Here is a 25,707-nt window from a genome sequence, read left to right on the forward strand (position 1 = left end):
TTTAGGTAGATCATTTTTTCAGAATCAAGCATTGGTATCAAAAGAAATATCGTCTGGCAATTCATTCGTGTCGGAATCCGTGTGTGGAAAATTTTTTTTCAAATGATCGCCAGCCATCCTAATGCCTTCGCACAAACCTTCCGTAAATTTGGATTCTTTAAATCGTTTAATAATGTGCTCTTTCACATCGTCCCAAAAATTTTCAGGAACGGTTGCGTGAACACCTTCATCACCCACAATCGCAAATTTGCGATGACTTAAAGCAACGTAAAAAAGCACGCTGTTGCGATGATTTGTTTTGTGCATTTCCAATTTATGAAGCACCAGAACAGCACGCTCCATCGCATCTCCAGAACATTTATTTTCTAAATGTACCCGAATTTGCCCGGATGTTTGATGCTCCGCATCGACAATTGCTTTCTTAATTTCTTCCTGTTGTTCAACAGAAAAAAAAGTTTTTACGTCTGCCATTTTTATTTACTAAAATTGATATCGGGCGCAGTAGCTGCACCTTGCTGTGCTTCAAAATAAGCGTGACGTTGAAATCCAAACATGCCTGCAAAAATATTGGTAGGGAAAGTACGGATGTATGTATTAAATTGTTGCGCAGCATCGTTAAAACGACCTCTTTGCGTAGCAATTCTATTTTCCATTCCTTCGTATTGTGCTTGAAAATCGCGGAAAGCTTGTACCGATTGCAACTGCGGGTAATTTTCCGAAATCGCCATCAAACGTCCAAGTGATGAACCGAAAGCAGATTGCGCTTTGTCGAATGCCGCTAATTTTTCAGGCGTTAAATTAGTTGGATCAATTTGTATGCTGGTTGCTTTTGCGCGTGCTTCCACAACTGCCGTTAAAGTACTTTTTTCGAAATTAGCAGAACCTTGTACAATCGCCATCAAATTTTTGGTTTTATCCATACGCGCTTGATATGCTACTTCTACTTGTTTCCATTGTGCGGTAACGCCTTCATCCATTGTTACCAAACCATTGTAAGTATTCATCACCCACATGACGATAATGAAAATAAACAGTACAACTACGCCCAATGCGATTAATCCTTTTTTCATATTGTTTTCGGTTTTAAATTATTTTTCAGTTTATCGAAATGTAAAAGTAATTTATTTTAATCAATCAATTCCAAACTGCGTTTTACAAATGTTGTTAATGCTTCTCCTTTTAATAAATTCTGAGAAAGCATGGCTAAATCAGCTGTTTGTTTCAGTAATTTTTTTTGTTTTTCTTTGTCTTTTTCTGCACTAATTTTCGAGATAATCGGATTGTTGGAATTGACAATCAAATTATACATTTCCGGCATATTTCCCATAAAATTCATTCCTCCGCCTCCACCCATCGCGCTCATATCTTTCATTCGGCGCATAAATTCGGGTTGTGTAATAATCATCGGGTTTTCTGTTTCGCTCATGTTTTCAAACGACACCGAAAATTTTTCTTTCGGAACCACTTCTTCAATAATCGGTTTCAACTGGTTTATTTGCTCTTCACTTAATTTAGAAGGAATTGTTTCGTCTTTTTGAATCAATTTATCCACCGTATCAGCATCCACCCGAACAAAAGAAATATTTTCCATTTTCTGTTCTAAAAAATTAATAAAATGCGGATCAATCGGCGTATCCATTACCAATACATCGTATCCTTTATCTTTCGCAGATTGAATAAAGCCGTGCTGTTCCAAAGGATTATTTGTGTAGAGATAAACTACTTTTTTATCTTTATCCATTTGAGAAATTTTAATTTTCTCGGCGTATTCTTCGAAAGTAAATAAAGTGTTTTCGGTGTTTTTAAAGAGTGCTATTTTCTGCACTTTATCGAAAAATTTTTCTTCGGAAAGCATTCCGTATTCAATAAAAACTTTGATGTCTTCCCATTTCGCTTCAAAATCTTTACGATCATTTTTAAAAAGATCTTCCAATTTATCGGCTACTTTTTTGGTGATGTGCGCACTTATTTTTTTGACGTTGGAATCACTTTGCAAATAACTTCTCGAAACATTTAAGGGAATATCCGGAGAATCAATAACGCCGCGTAAAAGCGTTAAGAAATCAGGAACAATATTTTCGACCGAATCAGTTACAAAAACTTGATTGCAATACAATTGAATTTTATCTTTTTGTACTTCAAAACCTTTTTTCAATCGCGGAAAATAGAGTATTCCCGTAAGGTTAAACGGATAATCTACATTCAAATGAATGTGAAAAAGTGGCTCTTCGGAAAAAGGATATAATTCGTTGTAAAAATTCTTGTAATCTTCTGGCGATAAATCTGCTGGTTTCTTTGTCCAAGCAGGAGTGGTATTGTTAATGACTTTTCCGTCAAATTTTATTTCGACAGGTAAAAATTTACAATATTTTTTGAGCAAGGTTTCGATGCGTGCATTCTCCAAAAACTCTTCCGAATCTTCTGCAATGTGCATGATGATTTCGGTTCCTCTTTCCTTTTTAGTTGTCTCTGTTAATTGGTATTCCGGACTTCCATCACATTCCCATTTCACTGCTTTTTTCGCAACTGTTTCTTTAAAAGATCTACTGATTAATTCCACTTTTGCAGACACCATAAAAGCCGAATAAAAACCCAAACCAAAATGTCCTATAATGGCATTTCCTTCCGCTTTGTCTTTGTATTTTTGCACAAATTCTTCCGCGCCTGAAAAAGCAATTTGGTTGATGTATTTCTCCACTTCTTCTGCCGTCATACCAATCCCTTTGTCTTTTACGGTAATCGTTTTGGCTTTTTTATCTACACTTATTTCGATGCTTACATCTCCTAATTCTGTTTTTGCTTCGCCTAAAGCAACTAATGTTTTTAGTTTTTGTGTAGCATCTACGGCGTTGGAAACAAGTTCTCTCAAAAAGATTTCGTGATCGGAGTACAAAAATTTTTTAATGATGGGGAAAATATTTTCCGTCTGTACATTTATTTTGCCTGTTTGCATTTTTATTGATTTTAATGTTGAGTTCGCTCGCGTTAGTCAAAGTGTATGCCATTGCACAAAAACTGACAAAGTGGCAAAATAAATATCTTTTTTTTGATTTGAACTTACTTTACTACATTTGTACCCGAAATGAAAAGCAAAAAATATTTTTTCGCAACACTTTTTTTATTCTTGTCTGTTTTTGTCGGACAAGTTAAAGCGCAATGTTCCGTTTGCGCCGCATCCATTCAATCTAATTTACAACACGGCGGCACAACAGGTGCAGGCTTAAATCACGCTATTTTATATTTGATGGCTATACCCTATTTGGTTGTGAGCACTTGTTTGTTTTTTTATTTCAAAGACGAAATTTTTGAAAAATTCAGAATTTTAAAAGCGAAATATAGTTCGCACAAAGTATAGTTCTTTTAAATTAATTGCTTATCCAGAAAGGCTGAGGGACTGTGCCCGATGAAGCCTTGGCAACCCTTTTCTACTTTCGTAATTTTACGAAGGAATAAAAGAAGGTGCCAACTCCTGTTCCGTATTTTTTTACGGAAAACGATAAGTCGGAAAATAAAAAAGATTTAGAAATATTCATTTATCAAATCTCTTCCGACTTCCGGGAGAGATTTTTTTTTATAAAAAGATTGAATTGAATCGTTCAAAAAAATAATTTTTCAAAACGAAAAACAATGAGTGATATACGAAAAGAACTCGAAAAAAAAATTTTAGTGATTGACGGTGCAATGGGCACTATGATTCAGCAATACAAGCTCGAAGAAAAAGAATATCGCGGGACACGTTTTGCCGATTTCCATAAAGATTTAAAAGGCAACAATGATTTGCTTTGTCTTACCCAACCCGTTATTATCAAAACCATTCATAAAGAATATTTAAAAGCTGGTGCAGATATTATTGAAACCAATACGTTCAACGCGCAAAAAATTTCTTTGGTAGATTACGACATGCAAGATTTAGCGTACGAACTTAATTTCGAAGCCGCCAAAATTGCCAAACAAGCTGTTGCCGAATTTAATGCTGAAAATCCAACTCTCGCAACACCAAAATTTGTAGCAGGCGCCATCGGACCTACAAATCGCACCCTTTCACTTTCTCCTGATGTAAATGATCCAGGTTTTCGCGCTATTACTTGGGATGAATTAGTGGATGCGTACACCGAACAAATTCGCGGACTTATTGATGGCGGTGCGGATTTGCTCCTCATCGAAACTATTTTTGATACCTTAAATGCAAAAGCCGCGCTTTTCGCGATACAAAATTATTGCGAAAAAATTAATCGCAAATTTCCAGTGATGGTTTCTGGAACTATTACAGATGCCAGTGGCAGAACGCTTTCTGGACAAACTACCGAAGCCTTTTTAAATTCTATTTCGCACGTTGATTTATTAAGCGTTGGTTTAAATTGCGCGCTGGGTGCGAAAGAAATGCGTCCGTACATTGAAGAGATGTCTGCAAAATCTCCTTTTTTTGTGAGTGCTTATCCCAATGCCGGTTTGCCGAATCAGTTTGGCGAATACGATCAAGATGCGCATCAAATGGGACATCAAATCGAAGATTTTTTGCAATCCGGATTTTTAAATATTGTCGGTGGATGTTGCGGAACAACACCTGCTCACATTAAAGAAATCGCTGAACTTGCGAAAAAAGCAAAGCCACGCAAACCGGTTTCTGCGGATACTTTAATGCACCTCAGCGGCTTGGAACCAGTAACGTTGCGACCTGAAAGTAATTTTATGAATATCGGAGAACGCACCAATATCACTGGTTCTAAAAAATTCGCCAAACTAATTATTGATGGAAAATACGAAGATGCACTCGCTATCGCCAAAGATCAAGTAGACGGCGGCGCGCAGGTGATTGACATCAATATGGATGAAGGAATGTTGGACAGCGAAGCCGTGATGGTTAAATTTCTAAACCTAATTGGTTCTGAACCTGACATCTGTAAATTGCCCATTATGATTGATTCTTCGAAATGGAATGTGATTGAAGCCGGATTAAAATGTGTACAAGGAAAAGCGATTGTCAATTCTATTTCGATGAAAGAAGGCGAAGATATATTTCGCGAACAAGCACGTAAAGTAAAAAAATACGGAGCTGCTGTAATCGTGATGGCATTTGACGAAGCGGGACAAGCTGATACCTTACAAAGACGTATTGATATTTGCAAACGCGCTTATGATATTTTAGTAAACGAAGTAAAATTTACGCCACAAGATATTATTTTCGATCCTAATATTTTTCCCGTTGCAACGGGAATGGACGAACATCGCAGAAATGCCATTGATTATTTTGAAGCTACAAAATGGATTAAAAAAAATCTTCCATTCGCGAAAGTAAGCGGAGGCGTTAGCAATGTTTCTTTTTCTTTTCGCGGAAACGATACCGTTCGCGAAGCCATTCACTCCGCATTTTTATATCACGGCATCAAAGCCGGAATGGATATGGGAATTGTGAATCCAGGAATGTTGCAAGTGTATGATGATATTCCGAAAGAATTATTGGATTTAGTAGAAGACGTTTTACTTGATCGTCGCGAAGACGCTACTGAACGATTACTTGTTCATGCAGAAACATTGAAAAATGTCGGAATACAAAAATCTGTAAAAGATGAAGAATGGCGAAAAGCTCCAGTAGAAGAGCGTTTATCGCACGCATTGGTAAAAGGAATTGTTGATTTTATTGAAGCAGATACCGAAGAGGCCAGAAATAAATTTCCGCAAGCTTTACACGTAATTGAAGGTCCGCTGATGGACGGAATGAACATTGTGGGCGATTTATTCGGCAGCGGGAAAATGTTTTTGCCGCAAGTGGTAAAAAGTGCGCGCGTTATGAAAAAAGCAGTTGCGTATTTATTACCATTTATGGAAGAAGAAAAACGCAAAAATGGAACAGTTGCAAAAAACAATGGAAAAATTTTAATGGCGACTGTTAAAGGCGATGTTCACGACATCGGAAAAAATATTGTAGGCGTTGTATTGGCTTGCAACAACTACGAAATTATTGATTTGGGCGTGATGGTTACTTGCGACAAAATATTAGACGAAGCGATAAAACAAAACGTGGACATTATCGGATTAAGCGGATTAATCACGCCATCTTTAGATGAAATGGTACACGTTGCAAAAGAAATGGAGCGACAAAAATTTACGATTCCTTTATTGATTGGCGGAGCGACAACTTCGCGCGTTCATACTGCTGTAAAAATTGCTCCACATTATTCGCACGCTGTTGTTCACGTGAACGATGCGAGTAAATCGGTTCCCGCAGCTTCCAGTTTAATTTCCGAAATTTTACGTCCGGATTTTATGAAAAAAATTAATGCCGATTATGCACATGTCCGCGAACAAAATAAAAATGCACAATCTGCCAATAAATTTATTTCCTTGGAAGAAGCTCGAAAAAATAATTTTCCGGTTGATTGGAATTCCACAAAAATTGCGAAGCCCACGTTTACTGGAAATAAAATTTTCATTGATTATCCCATCGCTGAAATTGCAACCTATATTGATTGGACACCATTTTTTCATGCTTGGGAAATGAAGGGTTCGTATCCTAAAATTTTTAATGATCCGACACGTGGCATCGAAGCAAAAAAATTATTTGACGATGCACAAAAAATGATACAGCGTATCATCAACGAAAAAATGTTGCAAGCAAATGCCGTTATCGGAATTTATCCTGCGAATGCAGTTGGAGATGATATTGAACTCATTAACAACGAAAACGAAAAAATATTTTTTCACACACTTCGTCAGCAAACAAAAAAGCCTGCAGGACAATACAATGTAGCTTTATCAGATTTTATTTTACCGAAAAATACCTCTTCTAATACAACAGATTATTTGGGAGGTTTCGCGGTTACGGCAGGAATCGGGATTGAAAAATGGTTAGAAAAATTTGCAAAAGATTTTGACGATTATTCTTCTATTATGTTGAAAGCTCTTGCAGATAGGCTTGCAGAAGCATTTGCAGAATTGATGCACAAAAAAGTGCGGAAAGAATTTTGGGGATATGCGAAAGAAGAAAATTTATCAAACGATCAATTGATAAAAGAAGAATATGCCGGAATTCGTCCGGCTCCTGGCTATCCTGCGCAACCTGATCATACTGAAAAAATTGAATTGTTTAATTTATTAGATGCCGAAAAAAATGTCGGAATTATTCTTACTGAAGGTTTGGCAATGGTTCCCACAGCGGCTGTCAGCGGATTGTATTTAGCACATCCACAAGCACATTATTTCGGACTTGGAAAAATTACCAAAGAACAAGTGAAAGATTATGCGAAACGAAAATCAATGAGTGTAGAAGAAACAGAACGTTGGCTGGGTTCGAGCTTGGGATATTGATGCTCCGAAAAATTATTTTTTTGAAAAAGAATTTCAGCGTTGAAAAATTATTTTTCTATACGAAATCTAATTTCTGAAAATTATGCGGAAGAATGGACACATCGTTTACGCCAAGCCATTTATCAAGTATTGTAGCATAAATACTTCTAAAATCAATTTGAAAATTAAGATCGCCCATGCTCAAATCGTTTAAATCAGGCGCAGCGTTGTAAAAACCTTTTTTCGAAATTTTTCCGCCCATTAAAAAAACATTGTTTGCCGTTCCATGATCGGTTCCATTGCTGGCATTTTGCTCCACTCTTCTGCCAAATTCAGAAAAAGTCATCACCAAAGTGTCATCCAATTTTCCAGTATTTTTCAAATCTTTTAAAAAACAAGAAATGCCTTCGGAATAATCGCGCAATAATTTTTCTTGACGTCCTTTTTGGTCAACATGTGTATCAAATCCGCCCAAAGAAACATAATACACTCTGGTTTTTAATCCAGAATTGATGAACGTAGAAATATTTTTCAAATCTTTTGCAAATGCAGAATTCGGATAAACGCAAGCATTTGAATATGTTTTAGAAGTTTCAAAAATATATTGCGCCGAAGAATTTGTTTCGAGTACAGTTTTATAGAGATAACCGAGATTATCTTCATTCAAATTTTCATCTTTACAATGTGCCGCCAAGTTTTGAAAAAAAGGATCGCGCGTTTCCTGAAAAAGTTGTTGCGCATTTTTTACGGCTAAACCATTTCTCGCTTCTCCTTTCATAGCAAGCGAAAGCGTGTCATCTACTTCAATCGCATTAAACGCATTTTTACAATCTGTACAATCGGAATCTAAATAACGACCAATCCATCCAGACGAAAGATATTCGTTGCTATCGCTGGCGGAATGCCAAATATCCATGGAACGAAAATGCGAACGATCGGGATTTGGATAACCCACGCTGTTCATAATACTCATCCAACCGTTGTCGAAAATTTCATGTAAATTTTTCATAGATGGATGAAAACCGAGCGCATCATTCAATGGAATTACATCGCTTTTATTGAGGGCTAATTGCGGGCGCTTTTGATAATACAAATCATTGCTGTACGGAACAATCGTGTTTAGCCCGTCGTTACCGCCCGAAAGCTGAATAACAACCAGATTTTTATATCCATTTCCATCCGATAAATATTGAAATGGTTTTAAAAACGAAGGCACAAAAAACATTCCCGATGCCAACAACGAATTTTTTATAAAATCACGTCTTTCCATTTTATTGGTTTTAAAAAATTATTTTTTCAACACAGCTGATATTGCGGTGTAGAAAGCAATTGAATGGTAATGTCTTTTATTTTTTCTTTTGAAAATGGATCCAATAATTGTTCCATATTTTTTGATAAATCTGGCATTAAAATAAAAGCGATTAATTCTTTTTGAGAAATATTCGCAGGAAGCGTATTTAAAAAACTGTTCCAATCCACTATTGTTTGGACCTTTTTCTGCACTTTTTGTTGAATTTTATGCTCTTGTTCCATCATCATCATAAAATCTTCGGGCATATCATTTTTCACTTCCATATTAATGATACCGGAGTTTAAAACAATAGAAGCCAATTTTATTCGGAACATTAACGACGAACTATCAATCCAACTTTTTCCGCCTTTCCAACCGCTCACATTGGGCGGATAAAACAATACTTGTCCGAGTAAGCGCTGCATGTACAACAGCACTTTCGGATCTTGATACATCACAGAAAATAATTTATTGGTGCCTACAATTAACTCTGTCGGAGATTTTATTTTCGTTCCTACATTTTGCCTTTCGTAAAACCAATTCGACGAAAAAATATTTTTCAGCAAGCTTCCAATATCGTATCCAGAATTAAAAAAAGATTCCGAAAGCTCCGTTACGCGGCTTTCATCCACGTCATCATTTACTAAAAAGGCATATATTTTTTTGGTGATAAAATGTGCCGTTTGTATTTGTTGCAAAATAATTCCCAAGATATCATCGCCGTTAAAATTGCCGGTTTTGCCCATAAATGTTTTACTTCCGTCGTCGTGAATTCTTTCCACAAACTCAAATTGTCCATCTTTATTAAATCTCCAACCAGTATACGCTCTGGCGGATTCACGAATATCTTGTTCCGAATAGTTGTCTCTGCCGATGGTAAATAATTCCATTACTTCGCGCGCAAAATTTTCGTTTGGATGATCTTTTTTATTTTGTTGATTGTTCAAGAACTGAAGCATCGCAGGCGATTTAGAAACTTCCGACAACATTTTTTTGAAATCTCCTAAAGCATTTGCGCGTAAAATATTGTTGAGATCTTGTAAAAAAAGCGGATTGTCAATTCTACAAGCAAAATGTCCGTGCCAAAACAAGGTCATTTTTTCGCGCAATTGCGCATTGTCGTTGGCCATTTTTAAGAACCAAGTGGTATTTAGTTCTTGTACCTTTTCGCGAAGCTGTTTTTTAAATTCTTTTTTTTCTTCTCCTTTTAAATCTTTGATTTTTTTCTTCGTCATATCTTCATCAACCACTGACAAATTGCTGTAATTAGCGGAATCATCAAAAAGTTGTTGAATATTTTTTTCGATGGAATTTTCAGAAAAACGTTGCCACGATTTATAATCGATGCCAAATCCTGCACGCGCATATAAATGGAGAATTTTTTTTTGAGCTTGCGACATAAAATTATTTTTTTTAGTTCGACAGAAGTCGTACAAAATAGTTTAAAATAAAGCCTCTCAAAAATAGGTTTGAAAAATTAATTTTTCAAAGCGAAAAAAATTCTTCATTCAAAAAACAAAAAAAGAAGTACATTTGTCGCTGAAGCGATGGAAATTTATTTTCAAAAATCGCTCCAAAAATAATAATGGCAAATATAATAACATACGTTATTTCTTATGTTTCTCCGATGCACTCAAGCATTGGAATGCGCCATTGTATGCATAATAGAAAGCGATTTACGAATTGCATTTCTATTAACAGATAAAAAATCTGTAAAACAAAATTTCCCTTTTTTATTCATCCAATTTTTCTTCAAAAAATTATTTTTATGTCATTAGTTACAGATGCTATACTCGAAAAAATAAACAGCTTAATTATAGTTGTGAGCCAAAAAGGCGAAGTGGAATATGTGAGTCCTTCTGCGAAACGAATTTTAGGTTTTGAACCAGAACAATTAATGGGCAACGGTTGGTGGAATTTAACCCGCGACACGGATGCAACGCGAAACGACATCAAAGAATTGGTGAATCGGCAACTGAAACAGGACACCCTTTTGGAAACAATTCCGTACGAACAATTATTAAAAACGGGCAATGGTGGCGAACGTTGGATTTTATGGAATACTTCGAAAGGTCCGCTAAATACCTTGGTTGGAATCGGACACGATATTACGGAAAGGAAAAATGCCGAACAACAATTGCTCGAAAAAAACAAAATACTTTTTCAGCACAACAAAGATATGTTGGACAGTATCCAATACGCGAGCCGAATACAGGCTGCGATTTTGCCAGATATCGAAAAAATTAAAAATAAATTTAACGACGCATTTGTATTGTATCAGCCGAAAGACGTGGTGAGTGGCGATTATTATTTTTTTCACACAAAAGGAAAAAAGGTTTTTGTGGCTGCCGTAGATTGCACCGGACACGGAGTTCCCGGTGCATTGATGTCGGTTATTGCGAATTCGATTTTGAAAGAAGTAATCGTAAAAAAAGGAATTGAAGAACCTTCGGAAATTTTATACGCATTGGACGAAGAATTATTTTTGGCATTGAACAAACAAAACAATGATATCACGAACGACGGAATGGATGTTTCGATGGGTGTTTTTGATTTCGAAAAAAATATTTTTTCGTATTCTGGCGCATTCCGTCCGCTTTTAATAGTGCGCGATTCCGATATTATCGAATTAGAATCGAATCGTTATCCGATTGGTTTTTATGCTGATTTAGAAAAAAAATTTTCATCTATAGAAATAGAGATAAAACCGAATGATAGTTTTTATTTTTTTACCGACGGTTATTGCGATCAATTTGGCGGAGAGAAAAAAAAGAAATTCAATCGGAAACGTTTTAAAGAATTATTGCTTTCCGCACAATCCATGGAAATGAATGAGCAAGAATCTTTTTTACAATATGCTTTACTTAATTGGCGGCAAGAGGAGCCACAAGTGGACGATGTATTGGTATTGGGAATAAAAATTTAAGCAAAAAAAGATGTTTGAAAAATTAATTTTTCAAACATCTTTTTTACAAATTCAAAAAATTATTTTTTTCGATCAGGATAAACTTCCAATGCTTTTTTCAAACAAATCATTGCATTTTTCAAGGCATCTTTATTCAGAACATACGCCAAACGAACTTCGTCTTTTCCAGTATTGGGCGTAGAATAAAAACCTGTAGCTGGCGCCAACATGAGCGTTTGGTTTTCATGCTGAAAAGATTCGAGCAACCATTTACAAAATACATCGGCATCATCAATCGGTAAACGCGCAATACAATAAAACGCACCACTCGGCATCGGGCAAAACACGCCGTCTATTTTATTTAATTCAGCTACCAAAAAGTTTCTGCGTTCTTCGTATTCTTTTTTTACGGCAGCAAAATAAGAAGGGGGTGTATCAATAGCGGCTTCTCCGGCTATTTGTCCGAAAGTTGGCGGACTTAATCTTGCTTGTGCGAATTTAATTGCCGCATTCATTACTTCTTTGTTTTTTGAAATAAGTGCTCCAATTCTCGCGCCACAAGCACTGTATCTTTTCGAAATAGAATCCAACAATACTACATTTTCTTCGACTCCTTTGATGTGCATTACGGATGTATATGTTTTATTGTCATAACAGAATTCTCTGTAAACTTCGTCAGACAAAAGAAAAATATTATGCTTTTTAACCAATGCCGCCAAGGATTCTATCTCTTCTCGTGTATACAAATAACCCGTAGGATTTCCAGGATTACAAATCATGATTCCTTTTGTTTTCGGCGTAATTAATTTGTCAAATTCGCTAATCGGCGGAAGTGCAAAACCTGTTTCGATACTGGATTTAATTGGTTTTATCACCACGCCCGCAGCGCAAGAAAAACCATTGTAATTGGCATAAAATGGTTCGGGAACAATCAATTCATCTCCTTCATTAAAACACGTCATCAACGCAATTTCTATGGCTTCAGAACCACCCGTAGTAACCATGATTTCTTCAAAATCCAAATCAATCGAATATTTTTTATAATATGTGGTTAATTTTTTTCGATAAGATTCAATTCCAGCGCTGTGGCTGTATTCCAATATTTTTCCTTTGAAATTTCTTACTGCTTCGAACATAATTTCTGGCGTTTCAATATCCGGCTGACCGATATTCAAATGATAAATAATACGTCCGTCTTGTTTCGCTTTATCTGCAAACGGAACTAATTTCCGAATGGGCGAAGCAGGCATTTCTATTGATTTTTTTGATATTTTAGGCATTGTGTATCGATTTAAAATAAAAAAGTCCCGACTAAAAGTCGGGACAAAGATTGCATTTTTTTTACTAAAATTAATTATTTTGCTGCAGGTGCAACTGGTGTTGGTTTTGGAGCATCAGGCTTTACTGTTCCCATAATGTGCAATACAACAGTTTCGTTTTTTGCATTGCTGTTTACAGTTACTGTTTTCACAAATTGTCCAACTCTATCTGTTGCATAATGTACTTTAATTTCAGAAGTTTCGCCCGGTTTAATCGGATCTTTTGGATAAGTTGGAATAGTACAACCACATGATCCATGTGCTTCTTTAATAATCAATGGTTCTTTTCCAGTATTCGTAAATTTGAAATATCTGTATCCATCTGCATTGTGCTCAATCGTTCCATAATTAATGGTATCTTGAACAAAAGTCATCACAGGAGCATTTGGATCCGGAGGAGCAGGTGTTACTGCATTTTGAGCTTTCCCTACAAAGGCGATGCACATCATCATTCCGAGGGATAAAATTACTTTTTTCATAGTGTTTGTTTTTAGGTTAATTTTTGTACTTATTTAGTTTAGATTAATTTTCAGTGGATGGAGAATATGGAGCTGCTTTATCGGTTCCAGTTCCCGGAAAAACATCGGCTGCAGGGACTGCTACTACTTTTCCTTTAATAGTGATAATATTTTGTTCTGGATTAGCATTGGATTGAAGTGTAACCGTTTTCACAAAAGCACCTATTCTGTGCGTATCATACGTTACTTTTATCACAGATTCTTTTCCAGGAGCAATCGGATCTTTGGGCCAACTCGGAACCGTACAACCGCATGATCCATGAGCTTCTTTAATGATTAATGGTTCTTTTCCGGTATTCTTAAATTTGAATTCGTAGGTTCCATTGCCATTTTGATCAATGGTTCCGAAATCATGCAAACTCGTTTCAAAAACAAGTATTGGTGCATTCGGATCAACTGTTTTCGTCGCATTTTGAGCTTGCGCACCTAAAAATGCTATTAATACAATGACAGAAGTAAAAATTATTTTTTTCATGCTATTATTCCTTTTAAAAAATGTGTTGCAAAAGTATTTAATAAAAACAAGGTTTCAAAACAATTCGTTTTTCTTGGAAAGATAACTACTAAAATCATGCCATTTTTAAATTTCTCTCAAAATACATCCGAAAAGTATTGAAAAATTATTTTTTCGAGCTACAAAAAACAAATCCCTAAGCCAGCATAAAAACCGTTAAAAAGTACTGGATTAGTTCCTAAAACTGCTTGATTTCCTTCTCGCCATAAAGGTTTTGAAATCGGTACATAAACGCCTGCATTAAAAAAAACAGAGGTTCCTGTATCGCTATTGACCGCACTCGAAAAAAAAACAGGTTTATCTATATCCATTTCAAAGCCCGCTTTTAAAGCCCAATTGTTCGTTGTTCGAAGCATTCCGTTGCCAATATACATAGCTGTTGAGTTGTAGTAAACAATGCCTTTTGCAGCATAAAAATTAAATTTTTGGTTGATATTTACAATACCTAACTGCGGAATGAGCGACCAGTTTTGTTTTTTCAATAATGCGTAATTGAAAAGAAAAGAATAATTACTTCCAAAAACACTTCTCAAGTAAGGCGTTTCGGAGTTTGCAAGCAAATCAAAGTCTATGCCTAAAGAAGCAAAAAGAGATTTGGTATTTCCATAAAGTAAACCACCTCCAAAAACAATACGTGCCGGAAAAATATTTTTGAATCCGAACTGTTGCAATTCATTGTTCAACGTTCCGAAATTATAATACGAACTACCACTGGAAACATAAAATCCTATTTTAGAAAGTTTCAAGGATGAAAAATTATTTTTTTCAAACACCATTTCTTTCTTTCCATTTTTGTATTTTACTTGTTTCACAAGGGCTCCATCGGTATTCCAATATTTCCAAATATGATTTTTTTCGCCGCTTTTATAACTCCCCCTTTCCGCCATTAAGCCACTTTCGTAAGCACTTAGATAGGTTCCCGACAAAACAGTTGTTTTATACTGCCCGATTCTTTTTATTTTCCCATTTTGCCAAAAAATAATGAGCGACGATCGGTTATTTAATTTTTCATACACAAAAGCAGGCTTTGTGGTATCGGAAGCATAATATCCCCAATACGTTCCGTTGGGAATGGAATCAAAACGCCTTATGTCAATTGAATCATTGGCTTGAATATTTTTCGAATAAATATCAGTGTTTTTTTCTGGTTGTTCATTTTGAGAAAAGGCATAAAAACAATTTCCAAAAAAAACAAATAGCACTATAAAAAATCGAATAAATGAAGGTATTTTCTGCATAAGAATAGCGTGCAATTTAAACTAAATTTTTTACATCCTTTTTTTGTTTGGCATGTTATTTGGAAATCTATGTGTAAATTGAAGCCATGAAAAAAATAATTTTCGCATTGCTTTTTACTGGCATGCTGCCCACTGTAAAAGCACAAGAATTACGAAACGAAAACGTAAGTGCATTTAAACGTGGCGAAATTTTAAATTACCGCATCCATTATGGCTTTATTGATGCCGCAACTGCCAGCATTGAAGTAAAAAACGAAAACACATTGATTGGCGGCAGAAACACTTTTCACATTGTAGGAATTGGTGTTTCCAATACTAATTTCGATTGGTTTTTTAAAGTGCGCGATCGGTACGAGACATACATTGATGAAAAAGCATTGGTGCCTTGGCTTTTTATCCGCAGAGTAAATGAAGGCGGTTACATCATTAACCAAAACATGGTTTTTAATCAATTAAAACATACTGTCAATAGTAATGGAAAAACGCTTAACGTTCCGCCCAATATTCAAGATATGATTTCCTCTTTTTATTATGCCAGATGTTTTGATTTTTCAAAAGCAAAAAAAGGTGATTTGTTTGATGTACCCAGCTTTGTGGACGATAAATTATTTAATCTTCAAATAAAATTTTTAAAAAGAGAAACCATTACAACCACTTTCGGAAAAATAAAATGTTTGGTGTTTGTACCCGTTTTACAAACCGGACGTATTTTTAAACACGAAGAAGATATGAAAGTGTGGATAACCGATGATGCCAACCACATCCCTATTCGCGCAGAAGCAGATATACTTTTCGGTTCTTTAAAAATGGATTTACAATCGTATTCCGGTTTAGCTAATCCGATTACATTCCATTAATTTCGACTTCGGAAAATTATTTTTTTGAAGTCTAAAAAACTATCAAAATAAGTACGTTGAAAAAATATTTTTTCAAGCTTGCGCTGTCGGCCCACCGAAATTAAGCGGCAAAGCGTTTGGCATTTCAGTATCTTTTATTGGTCCGTGAATGGATTCGAATTTCGCTACATTTTCTTTTAATGCTTTCACTAATCTTTTCGCATGTTGCGGCGTTAATACGATGCGCGATTTTACTTTTGCTTTTGGCGTTCCTGGCATTATTTTAATGAAATCAATTACAAATTCTGAATTGGAATGTGTAATAATAGCAAGATTAGAATACACGCCTTCCGCCATTTCTTCGCTCAATTCAATGTTTAATTGATTGGGATTTTTTTCTTGTTCGTTCATGATTTTTGTTTTGAAAAATTATTTTTTTGAACTGCTTATTTACGCTGAAAAAATTATTTTTTCGAGCCTTGTTTTTCTATGTTTGAAAAATTATTTTTTTGAAAAAGAAGGGACGCACATTGCTGCCGTCCCTTCTTTATATGCTTCAAAAAAAAGTTTTTAGACCTCTTCTTCTACATCTGCTTCTTTTTTAGAAGCCATCAAACGATTGTATTCTTCTTGAGAACCGACAATCATTTTGTCGTAATCTCTCAAGCCTGTTCCGGCAGGAATTAAATGTCCAACAATTACGTTTTCTTTCAATCCTGATAAATCATCTACTTTTCCGCTGATAGCCGCTTCGTTCAATACTTTTGTTGTTTCTTGGAAGGAAGCCGCAGACATAAAGCTATTGGTTTGCAAAGATGCTCTGGTAATACCTTGCAACACTGAATTGGACGTTGCAGGAACAGCATCTCTCGCTTCCGCTACTTTCATATCTTTACGTTTCAACAAAGAATTTTCATCTCTCAATTTACGCGCAGAAACAATTTGTCCCGGTTTAAATTCTGCAGAATCTCCTGCATCAATCACCACTTTATTACCGTACAAACGATTATTTTCTTCCATGAAATCAAGCTTGTTAGCCATTTGTTTTTCAAGGAAAATAGTATCTCCTGGATCTTCGATGTTCACTTTGCGCATCATCTGACGAACAATTACTTCGAAATGTTTATCGTTTAGTTTTTGTCCTTGCAAACGATAAACCTCTTGAATTTCATTCACCAAATATTCTTGAACAGCCGTTGGTCCTTTAATCGCTAAAATATCTGCAGGTGTTATTGCTCCGTCAGAAAGCGGCTCTCCAGCTTTTATAAAATCATTTTCTTGAACCAAAATATGTTTGGACAATTGAACTAAATAGCGTTTTTGTTCGCCAGTTCTTGATTCTACAATCACTTCACGATTTCCGCGTTTAATTTTTCCGAAAGAAACAATTCCGTCAATCTCAGAAACAACAGCAGGATTAGAAGGATTACGTGCTTCAAACAATTCGGTTACACGAGGTAAACCACCCGTGATATCACCTGATTTTCCGCTCATTCTCGGGATTTTCACCAAAATTTGTCCTGTTTCAATTTTCGATCCAGAACTAATCATAATGTGAGCACCAACTGGAATGTTGTACGAACGTAATGTTTCTTTTTTATCAACGATTTTGATAACCGGATTTTTTGTTTTATCTCTCGATTCGATGATTACTTTTTCCTTAAAACCTGTTTGTTCATCGGATTCTTCACGGAAAGTGATACCATCTTCGATGTTGTCAAATTCTGCTTTACCAGCAAATTCTGAAACGATAACCGCATTGTATGGATCCCAATCGCAAATCAAATCACCTTTTTTCACTTTACCGCCATCTTTCACATACAATTGAGAACCGTAAGGAATATGAGCAGTTGTAAGTGTAATTCTTGTATTTGCATCGATAACGCGTATCTCTGCAGAACGTCCGATAACTAAATTTACCGTTATGCCATCTGCATTTTTACGTTGTACCGTTTTTAATTCGTCTATTTCTAAAATACCATCGTATTTCGCTTCAATTTTAGAAGATGCTGCTGTGTTAGAAGCAGTACCACCCACGTGGAATGTACGAAGTGTCAGCTGTGTACCCGGCTCTCCAATAGATTGAGCTGCAATAACTCCTACAGCCTCCCCTTTTTGCACCATTCTGCCAGTAGCCAAGTTACGTCCGTAGCATTTTGCACAAACACCCATTTTCATTTCGCACGTAAGCACTGATCTGATTTCAACCGATTCTATTGGCGATTTCTCAATCAATTTAGCGATGTCTTCTGTAAACTCCAATCCAGATTCAATCAATAATTTTCCAGTTAATGGATCGTGAACATCATGAACAGTGGTTCTTCCAAGAATTCTTTCGTAAAGTGATTCTACAACTTCATCATTCTTTTTAAGTGGAGTAGCAACCAATCCGCGTAATGTACCACAATCTTCTCCTGTAATAATAACGTCTTGCGCCACATCCACGAGTCTTCTGGTAAGGTAACCAGCATCCGCTGTTTTCAAAGCAGTATCCGCCAAACCCTTACGCGCACCGTGAGTAGAGATAAAATATTCTAAGATGGAAAGTCCCTCTGTAAAGTTTGAGATAATCGGATTTTCGATAATCTCACCACCTGTAGATCCAGATTTCTGAGGTTTTGCCATCAATCCACGCATTCCGCTTAACTGACGAATTTGTTCTTTAGAACCCCTCGCACCAGAATCAAGCATCATGTAAACAGGATTAAAACCTTGTCTATCACTGGAAAGTTGATCCATTACCTTTTTAGTAATTCTTGAATTTGTATGTGTCCAAATATCAATGATTTGATTGTAACGCTCGTTGTTGGTGATAAAACCTAAATTATAATTGTTTACCACTTCGTCCACTTGCGTATTCGCGTCTGCAATCATTTTTGTTTTATCAGATGGAGTAACCACATCTCCTAAATTAAATGAAAGTCCGCCTCTGAAAGCCGCATTAAATCCAAGACTTTTAATCTCGTCCAAGAATTTAGCCGTTTTAGCCATTCCAGTCTCTTTCATGATATCACCAATGATATCACGCAAAGACTTTTTGGTCAATAATTCATTGATGTAACCAACTTCTTTGGGAACTACTTGGTTAAAAATAATTCTTCCCACAGTCGTTTCAAAAAGTTTAGAAACGAACTTTCCATTTTCCTTTATATTGTGCAATTTTACGTGCACCCAAGCGTGTAAATCTACTTTTTTCTCATTGTAAGCAATAATAGCTTCTTCAGGAGAATAAAATTTCAAGCCTTCTCCTTTCACAGGATTTCCCTTTTCGCTCTTTCTCCCTTTGGTCATGTAATACAAGCCCAATACCATGTCTTGTGAAGGTACTGTAACTGGAGCTCCGTTAGAAGGATTTAAAATATTATGCGAAGCAAGCATCAATGTTTGTGCTTCCAAAATAGCTGCATTTCCGAGTGGAAGATGCACCGCCATTTGATCTCCATCAAAATCCGCGTTAAACGCAGTACAAACCAATGGATGTAATTGAATTGCTTTTCCTTCAATTAACTTTGGTTGGAAAGCTTGAATACCCAAACGATGTAAGGTTGGAGCACGATTCAATAATACAGGATGTCCTTTCAAAACATTTTCTAAGATATCCCAAACAACAGGATCTTTTTTATCTACAATTTTCTTAGCAGATTTAACCGTTTTCACGATTCCTCTTTCAATCATTTTACGAATGATGAACGGTTTAAATAACTCTGCTGCCATACCTTTTGGCAAACCGCATTCGTGCAATTGCATTTCAGGACCTACAACAATTACGGAACGTGCAGAATAATCTACTCGTTTACCTAATAAATTTTGGCGGAAACGACCTTGTTTTCCTTTTAAGGAATCCGAAAGTGATTTTAATGCTCTGTTTGAATCTGTTTTAACGGCATTTGATTTTCTTGAATTATCAAACAAAGAATCTACAGATTCTTGTAACATCCTTTTTTCATTCCGTAAAATAACATCTGGAGCTTTTATTTCAATCAATCTTTTTAGACGATTGTTACGAATGATAACCCTTCTATACAAATCATTTAAATCAGAAGTTGCAAAACGTCCACCATCCAAAGGAACAAGAGGACGCAATTCTGGAGGAATAACTGGAACTACTTTCACAATCATCCATTCAGGGCGATTTTCAACATGGTCATTTGCGTGGCGAAATGCTTCTACCACTTGCAAACGTTTCAATGCTTCGTTTTTACGTTGTTGAGATGTTTCCGTATTTGCTTTATGTCTCAAGTCGTACGACAATGTGTCTAGTTGAAGACGAGAAAGCAATTCGTGAAGTGCCTCAGCACCCATTTTGGCAATAAATTTATTTGGATCGTTATCATCCAAATATTGATTGTCTTTTGGTAGAGTATCTAAAATTTCAAGGTATTCTTCTTCTGTTAAAAAATCTAAATAATTAACACCATCGCTTGCTTTTACACCTGCATTTACCACTACATAACGCTCGTAGTAAATAATCATGTCTAACTTTTTGGTAGGAAGTCCTAACAAATAACCAATTTTATTAGGTAAAGATTTGAAGTACCAAATATGCGCTACAGGAACCACCAAACTGATGTGCCCCATACGTTCTCTCCTCACTTTTTTCTCCGTAACCTCAACTCCGCAACGATCGCAAACAATACCTTTGTATCTGATTCGTTTGTATTTACCGCAATGACATTCCCAATCTTTAACCGGACCGAAAATACGTTCGCAAAATAAACCATCTCTTTCTGGTTTATAAGTACGATAATTGATTGTTTCTGGCTTTAAAACTTCACCACTGGAGCGTCCTAATATTGCTTCTGGTGAAGCTAAGCTGATAGTAATTTTTGTAAAATTACTTTTTAGTTTATTATCTCTTTTGAAAGCCATTTTTTTTTGTTTATCGTTAAAAATTTTTTTTCAAAAATTATTTTTTACAACACATGGTTGTCGGTCGTTAATCTAAGGAAATATTTAATCCCAATCCTCTTAGCTCGTGTAACAATACGTTGAAAGATTCCGGTATTCCGGGAGTTGGCATGTTTTCGCCTTTTACAATGGCTTCGTATGCTTTTGCTCTTCCAATTACGTCATCCGATTTAATAGTAAGGATTTCCTGAAGAATATTGGCTGCACCAAATGCTTCCAATGCCCAAACCTCCATCTCACCAAAACGCTGACCTCCAAACTGAGCTTTACCACCCAATGGTTGTTGTGTAATAAGCGAATAAGGTCCGATGGAACGTGCGTGCATTTTATCATCCACCATGTGTCCAAGTTTCAACATATAAATAACGCCTACAGTTGCCGGTTGTTCAAAACGCTCACCTGTACCGCCATCGTAAAGATACGTTCTTCCATTTCTTGGAACGCCTGCTTTATCAGTATATTCATTGATTTGATCCATGGTTGCGCCATCAAAAATAGGTGTTGAAAATTGCATTCCTAATTTTTGTCCTGCCCAACCTAAAACGGTTTCATAAATCTGACCCAAGTTCATACGAGAAGGTACGCCTAATGGATTCAATACAATATCAACGGGAGTTCCGTCTTCCAAAAATGGCATATCTTCATCTCGAACAATTCTCGCAACAATACCTTTATTACCATGGCGACCAGCCATTTTATCACCTACTTTTAATTTACGTTTTTTAGCAATGTAAATTTTAGCAAGTTGAATAATTCCAGCTGGTAATTCATCTCCTACTTTTATTGCGAATTTTTTTCTCTTATAAGCTCCAAGTAAATCGTTGTATTTAATATGGAAATTATGCAACAAAGTTTTGATAAGATCATTTTTATCCTTGTCTGTTGTCCAACGACTTGGATTTACAGTGATATAATCAATTTTTTCAAGAATTTTTTGAGTAAATTTTGTACCCTTTGGAACAATTTCTTCTTTCAAACTGTTGTGAACACCTTGAGAGCTTTTTCCATTTACTAATACAAATAATTTATCCACTAATTTGGATTTTAACTCACCAACAGCCAGGTTATGATCTTTTTCTATTTTATCGAGAATTCCTTTTTCGTCCCCTTTTGTTTTCTTGTCTTTTACTACTCTCGAAAATAATTTTTTATCAATTACCACACCACGTAAAGACGGAGTAGCCTTTAAGGATGCATCTTTCACATCACCGGCTTTGTCTCCAAAAATAGCTCTCAATAATTTTTCTTCTGGCGAAGGGTCTGTTTCTCCTTTTGGAGTAATTTTTCCGATTAGAATATCACCTTCTTTTACTTCAGCACCCACACGAATTAAACCATTTTCATCCAAATCTTTCGTTGCCTCCTCACTCACGTTCGGAATATCAGAAGTTAATTCTTCCAAGCCTCTTTTTGTATCTCTCACTTCTAATGAATACTCATCAATGTGTATAGAAGTAAAAAGATCTTCGCGACCTACTCTTTCCGAAATAACAATCGCATCCTCAAAATTATACCCTTTCCAAGGCATAAATGCTACTTTCAAGTTACGACCCAAAGCAAGCTCTCCGTTTTGAGTAGCATATCCTTCGCATAAAACCTGACCTTTTGTTACTTTTTCTCCTTTTTTAACAATTGGTTTTAAATTAACACACGTATTTTGATTGGTTTTCCTGAATTTAATGAGTTTATATCGTTTCGTATCATCGTCAAAACTAATTAATTTTTCTTCCTCAGTTCTGCTATATCTGATAACGATTTCAGAAGCATCAACATATTCTACAACGCCTTCGCCTTCTGCATTTACAAGTACGCGGGAATCTCTCGCAACCAAACCTTCCAATCCTGTCCCTACTACTGGAGATTGTGGGCGCAACAATGGCACTGCTTGACGCTGCATATTTGATCCCATCAAAGCACGATTGGCATCATCGTGTTCCAAAAATGGAATAAGTGATGCAGCAATGGAGGCAATTTGATTCGGAGCAACGTCCATTAAGTGTACGTTATCCGGGTCTACAACAGGAAAATCTCCTTCGTAGCGTGCTTTTATTTTTGCATCTGTAAGAGCCCCTTTGTCGTTTATAGATGCATTTGCTTGAGCAATTATTTTTTGATCTTCCTCTTCAGCCGTCAAATAAATAATAGGATCATTCATATCTACTTTACCATTACTAACGGTTCTGTAGGGAGTTTCGATAAATCCGAGTTTATTGATTTTTGCAAAAACACAAAGCGAAGAAATCAATCCAATATTAGGACCTTCGGGTGTTTCAATTGTACATAAACGTCCGTAATGTGTGTAATGAACGTCACGTACCTCAAATCCAGCTCTTTCTCTTGAAAGTCCACCAGGCCCGAGTGCCGACAATCTTCTTTTGTGCGTAATTTCAGCCAAAGGATTGGTTTGATCCATGAACTGAGAAAGTTGATTCGTTCCAAAAAATGAATTGATGACAGATGATAATGTTTTTGCATTAATCAAATCTGTTGGCGTGAACACCTCATTATCACGAACGTTCATACGTTCACGAATTGTACGTGCCATACGTGCCAATCCTACTCCAAATTGTGAGTATAATTGCTCTCCAACGGTACGAACTCTTCTGTTACTTAAATGGTCAATATCATCCACATTTGCTTTTGAGTTAATCAACTCAATCAAATATTTGATAATTGCGATGATGTCTTCTTTTGTAAGAACTTTAACATCTTCGGGAGTTTGCATCCCTAATTTTTTATTGATTCTGTAGCGACCGACTTCTCCAAGATCATATCTTTTGTCAGAGAAAAATAATTTGTCGATAATGCCTCTTGCCGTCTCTTCATCAGGTGGTTCAGCATTTCTCAATTGGCGATAAATTTGTTCTACCGCTTCTTTTTCTGAGTTAGAAGTGTCTTTTTGAAGTGTATTGTAAATAATTGCATAATCAGCAGCATTTACATCTTCCTTATGAAGAATAACAGATTTTACGTTGGCATCCACAATCATATCAATGTGATGATCTTCCAATATTGTTTCGCGATCAATAATCACTTCGTTACGCTCAATAGAAACAACTTCTCCAGTATCTTCATCCACGAAATCTTCCACCCAAGTTTTTAAAACTCTGGCAGCAAGCTTACGTCCTTCTGCTTTTTTCAAAGCCACTTTGCTCACTTTTAACTCGTCAGCAAGGTTAAATATTTCAAGTATTTGTTTATCACTTTCGAAACCGATAGCTCTCAAAAGTGTTGTAACAGGTAATTTCTTTTTACGATCAATGTATGCGTACATCACACTGTTGATGTCTGTTGCGAATTCTATCCAAGAACCCTTGAAAGGAATAACACGGGCAGAATATAATTTTGTGCCATTTGCATGACGACTTTGTCCGAAAAACACTCCTGGAGAGCGATGTAATTGGGAAACAACAACTCTTTCAGCACCGTTGATACAAAAAGTACCTTTAGGTGTCATATAAGGAATTGTTCCTAAATATACATCCTGAACGATAGTTTCAAAATCTTCGTGTTCAGGATCTGTACAATATAATTTTAATTTGGCTTTCAGCGGAACGCTGTATGTCAAACCTCTTTCAATACATTCGTCAATCGAATATCTTGGAGGATCTACGAAATAATCCAAAAATTCGAGCACAAAATTATTTCGCGCATCTGAGATTGGAAAGTTTTCGCTGAAAACTTTAAAAAGACCTTCTTTTTTCCGATTCTCGGAAGTAGTTTCAAGTTGAAAAAAATCTTGAAAAGATTTTATCTGAATATCCAGAAAATCGGGATAATCAATCTGATTTTTTATAGATGCAAAGTTAATTCTTTGCGCTTTTTTATTCTGAGCCAAGGTGCGTGAGTTTAAAGGTTAAAAAACAAGATAAAACTATAAACAACAAAAGGAACAGACCTCATTCCCTAAGGAAAAGAGGCTGTACCTTATGATTGTATTTAGAAGAGCTTATTTAACTTCAACCTCAGCTCCTGCTTCTGTTAATTGTGCTTTAATAGATTCTGCTTCTTCCTTTGCAATACCTTCTTTTACTGGTTTTGGTGCACCATCAACAAGATCTTTTGCTTCTTTCAAGCCTAAGCCAGTGATTTCTTTTACTATTTTAACAACACCTAATTTTGCTGCACCTGCACTTTTCAAAATAACATCAAATGTTGTTTTTTCTGCTGCCGCTGCTGCTCCACCGCCACCAACTGCAACTGCAACTGCTGCTGCTGCTGGTTCGATACCATGCTCATCTTTTAGGATTTTTGCTAATTCTTGTACTTCTTTTACTGTCAAGCTAACCAATTGGTCCGCTAATGTTTTTACGTCTGCCATTTTTATTGTTTTTTAATTGATTAATTACTAAGTTTAATTATAAAATTTTTATTCTGATCTTTCGGATAATGTTTTCACTACACCTGCAATTGTATTTTTACCTGATTGAAGTGCAGAAATAACATTTTTAGCTGGAGATTGTAATAAGCCGATAATATCTCCAATGAGTTCATTTTTAGATTTAATACTTGCTAATGCTGTTAATTCATTGTCGCCTAAATAAGCTGATTGTTCTACAAAAGCAGCTTTCAAAAGAGGTTTGTCTTTCGTTTTTCTGAACTCTTGAATTACTTTTGCAGGCTCGCTCGCTGATTCGCAAAACATTATCGCAGTAGCGCCTTTAAGTGCACTATATAAAGGTTGAAATTCTGCATCGTTTTGTTTTTCCATTGCTTTTTGAAGCAAGGTATTTTTCACAACTTGCAAATGAATCTTTTTACTATAACACATTCTTCTCAATTTATTAACGCTTTCTACGCTCAAACCGGAAGTATCTGTCAAATAGAAATTTTTGTTATTGGCGAGTTGCTCTACCATTAACTCTATTGCTTTATTTTTGTCTTCTTTTTTCAT

18 protein-coding genes and 1 riboswitch are annotated in these 25,707 nt (G+C 36.0%); of the genes, 4 read left to right on the plus strand and 14 right to left on the minus strand.

Annotation, left to right across the window (positions count from 1 at the left end; translation table 11 throughout):
* Nucleotides 1-24: 24 nt before the first annotated feature.
* From ABIZ51_06835 to htpG, 3 genes are read right to left on the minus strand one after another with little or no spacing between them, the layout of a single operon-like run.
* Complete coding sequence (locus ABIZ51_06835; GenBank protein MEO7088492.1) at nucleotides 25-471, minus strand: TPM domain-containing protein; 447 nt, start codon at nucleotides 469-471, stop codon at nucleotides 25-27.
* Between the two features lie 2 nt (nucleotides 472-473).
* Nucleotides 474-1,070: a LemA family protein gene (locus ABIZ51_06840; GenBank protein MEO7088493.1), complete on the minus strand. Its 597-nt coding sequence runs from the start codon at nucleotides 1,068-1,070 to the stop codon at nucleotides 474-476.
* A 56-nt stretch (nucleotides 1,071-1,126) separates the two neighbouring features.
* Nucleotides 1,127-2,953: a molecular chaperone HtpG gene (gene htpG, locus ABIZ51_06845; GenBank protein MEO7088494.1), complete on the minus strand. Its 1,827-nt coding sequence runs from the start codon at nucleotides 2,951-2,953 to the stop codon at nucleotides 1,127-1,129.
* A 129-nt stretch (nucleotides 2,954-3,082) separates the two neighbouring features.
* On the opposite strand from htpG, the gene ABIZ51_06850 reads away from it, so the two are divergent.
* Together ABIZ51_06850 and metH are read left to right on the plus strand one after the other, a co-directional pair.
* A complete protein-coding gene (locus tag ABIZ51_06850) occupies nucleotides 3,083-3,355 on the plus strand; it encodes a hypothetical protein (protein MEO7088495.1) in 273 nt (90 codons plus the stop codon).
* A gap of 15 nt (nucleotides 3,356-3,370) precedes the next feature.
* A riboswitch (SAM riboswitch) is annotated at nucleotides 3,371-3,503 on the plus strand.
* Nucleotides 3,504-3,627: 124 nt separating this feature from the next.
* Nucleotides 3,628-7,305, plus strand: coding sequence for a methionine synthase (gene metH / locus ABIZ51_06855; protein MEO7088496.1), 3,678 nt, complete (start codon nucleotides 3,628-3,630; stop codon nucleotides 7,303-7,305).
* A gap of 55 nt (nucleotides 7,306-7,360) precedes the next feature.
* Here the strand turns inward: metH and ABIZ51_06860 are convergent, their stop codons facing one another.
* A complete protein-coding gene (locus ABIZ51_06860) occupies nucleotides 7,361-8,554 on the minus strand; it encodes a DUF1501 domain-containing protein (GenBank protein MEO7088497.1) in 1,194 nt (397 codons plus the stop codon).
* A 26-nt stretch (nucleotides 8,555-8,580) separates the two neighbouring features.
* Nucleotides 8,581-9,975, minus strand: a complete 1,395-nt coding sequence (locus ABIZ51_06865) for a DUF1800 domain-containing protein (GenBank protein ID MEO7088498.1) — start codon at nucleotides 9,973-9,975, stop codon at nucleotides 8,581-8,583.
* Between the two features lie 368 nt (nucleotides 9,976-10,343).
* Here ABIZ51_06865 and ABIZ51_06870 point away from each other — a divergent pair, with 368 nt between their 5' ends.
* Nucleotides 10,344-11,501, plus strand: a complete 1,158-nt coding sequence (locus ABIZ51_06870; GenBank protein ID MEO7088499.1) for a SpoIIE family protein phosphatase — start codon at nucleotides 10,344-10,346, stop codon at nucleotides 11,499-11,501.
* Nucleotides 11,502-11,560: 59 nt separating this feature from the next.
* On the opposite strand, the gene ABIZ51_06875 is transcribed toward ABIZ51_06870, so the two are convergent.
* The 4 genes from ABIZ51_06875 to ABIZ51_06890 all read right to left on the minus strand — a co-directional run bounded on the left by ABIZ51_06875 (nucleotide 11,561) and on the right by ABIZ51_06890 (nucleotide 15,069).
* The gene (locus ABIZ51_06875; GenBank protein MEO7088500.1) at nucleotides 11,561-12,760 is read right to left on the minus strand and encodes a pyridoxal phosphate-dependent aminotransferase; all 1,200 of its coding nucleotides are present in this window, start codon (nucleotides 12,758-12,760) and stop codon (nucleotides 11,561-11,563) included.
* Nucleotides 12,761-12,834: 74 nt separating this feature from the next.
* The gene (locus ABIZ51_06880; protein ID MEO7088501.1) at nucleotides 12,835-13,278 is read right to left on the minus strand and encodes a DUF1573 domain-containing protein; all 444 of its coding nucleotides are present in this window, start codon (nucleotides 13,276-13,278) and stop codon (nucleotides 12,835-12,837) included.
* A 43-nt stretch (nucleotides 13,279-13,321) separates the two neighbouring features.
* Nucleotides 13,322-13,792 carry a DUF1573 domain-containing protein gene (locus ABIZ51_06885; protein MEO7088502.1) on the minus strand — a complete coding sequence of 157 codons (471 nt, stop codon included), beginning with the start codon at nucleotides 13,790-13,792 and terminating at the stop codon, nucleotides 13,322-13,324.
* Between the two features lie 158 nt (nucleotides 13,793-13,950).
* Nucleotides 13,951-15,069 (minus strand): hypothetical protein, encoded by a 1,119-nt coding sequence (locus tag ABIZ51_06890; protein ID MEO7088503.1) that lies wholly within the window; start codon nucleotides 15,067-15,069, stop codon nucleotides 13,951-13,953.
* A gap of 86 nt (nucleotides 15,070-15,155) precedes the next feature.
* On the opposite strand from ABIZ51_06890, the gene ABIZ51_06895 reads away from it, so the two are divergent.
* On the plus strand, nucleotides 15,156-15,926 hold the full coding sequence (locus tag ABIZ51_06895; protein MEO7088504.1) for a DUF3108 domain-containing protein: 771 nt from the start codon (nucleotides 15,156-15,158) through the stop codon (nucleotides 15,924-15,926).
* A gap of 72 nt (nucleotides 15,927-15,998) precedes the next feature.
* Here ABIZ51_06895 and ABIZ51_06900 read toward each other — a convergent pair whose 3' ends face one another.
* The 5 genes from ABIZ51_06900 to rplJ all read right to left on the minus strand — a co-directional run bounded on the left by ABIZ51_06900 (nucleotide 15,999) and on the right by rplJ (nucleotide 25,707).
* Nucleotides 15,999-16,316 carry a DUF3467 domain-containing protein gene (locus ABIZ51_06900; GenBank protein ID MEO7088505.1) on the minus strand — a complete coding sequence of 106 codons (318 nt, stop codon included), beginning with the start codon at nucleotides 16,314-16,316 and terminating at the stop codon, nucleotides 15,999-16,001.
* A gap of 159 nt (nucleotides 16,317-16,475) precedes the next feature.
* Nucleotides 16,476-20,774 carry a DNA-directed RNA polymerase subunit beta' gene (rpoC, locus tag ABIZ51_06905; GenBank protein ID MEO7088506.1) on the minus strand — a complete coding sequence of 1,433 codons (4,299 nt, stop codon included), beginning with the start codon at nucleotides 20,772-20,774 and terminating at the stop codon, nucleotides 16,476-16,478.
* Between the two features lie 67 nt (nucleotides 20,775-20,841).
* Nucleotides 20,842-24,651, minus strand: a complete 3,810-nt coding sequence (gene rpoB / locus ABIZ51_06910) for a DNA-directed RNA polymerase subunit beta (protein ID MEO7088507.1) — start codon at nucleotides 24,649-24,651, stop codon at nucleotides 20,842-20,844.
* Nucleotides 24,652-24,762: 111 nt separating this feature from the next.
* A complete protein-coding gene (gene rplL / locus ABIZ51_06915) occupies nucleotides 24,763-25,134 on the minus strand; it encodes a 50S ribosomal protein L7/L12 (GenBank protein MEO7088508.1) in 372 nt (123 codons plus the stop codon).
* A gap of 48 nt (nucleotides 25,135-25,182) precedes the next feature.
* Nucleotides 25,183-25,707 carry a 50S ribosomal protein L10 gene (gene rplJ, locus ABIZ51_06920; GenBank protein MEO7088509.1) on the minus strand — a complete coding sequence of 175 codons (525 nt, stop codon included), beginning with the start codon at nucleotides 25,705-25,707 and terminating at the stop codon, nucleotides 25,183-25,185.

The sequence above is a fragment of the Bacteroidia bacterium genome, assembly GCA_039924845.1.
Lineage (GTDB): Bacteria > Bacteroidota > Bacteroidia > DATLTG01 > DATLTG01 > DATLTG01.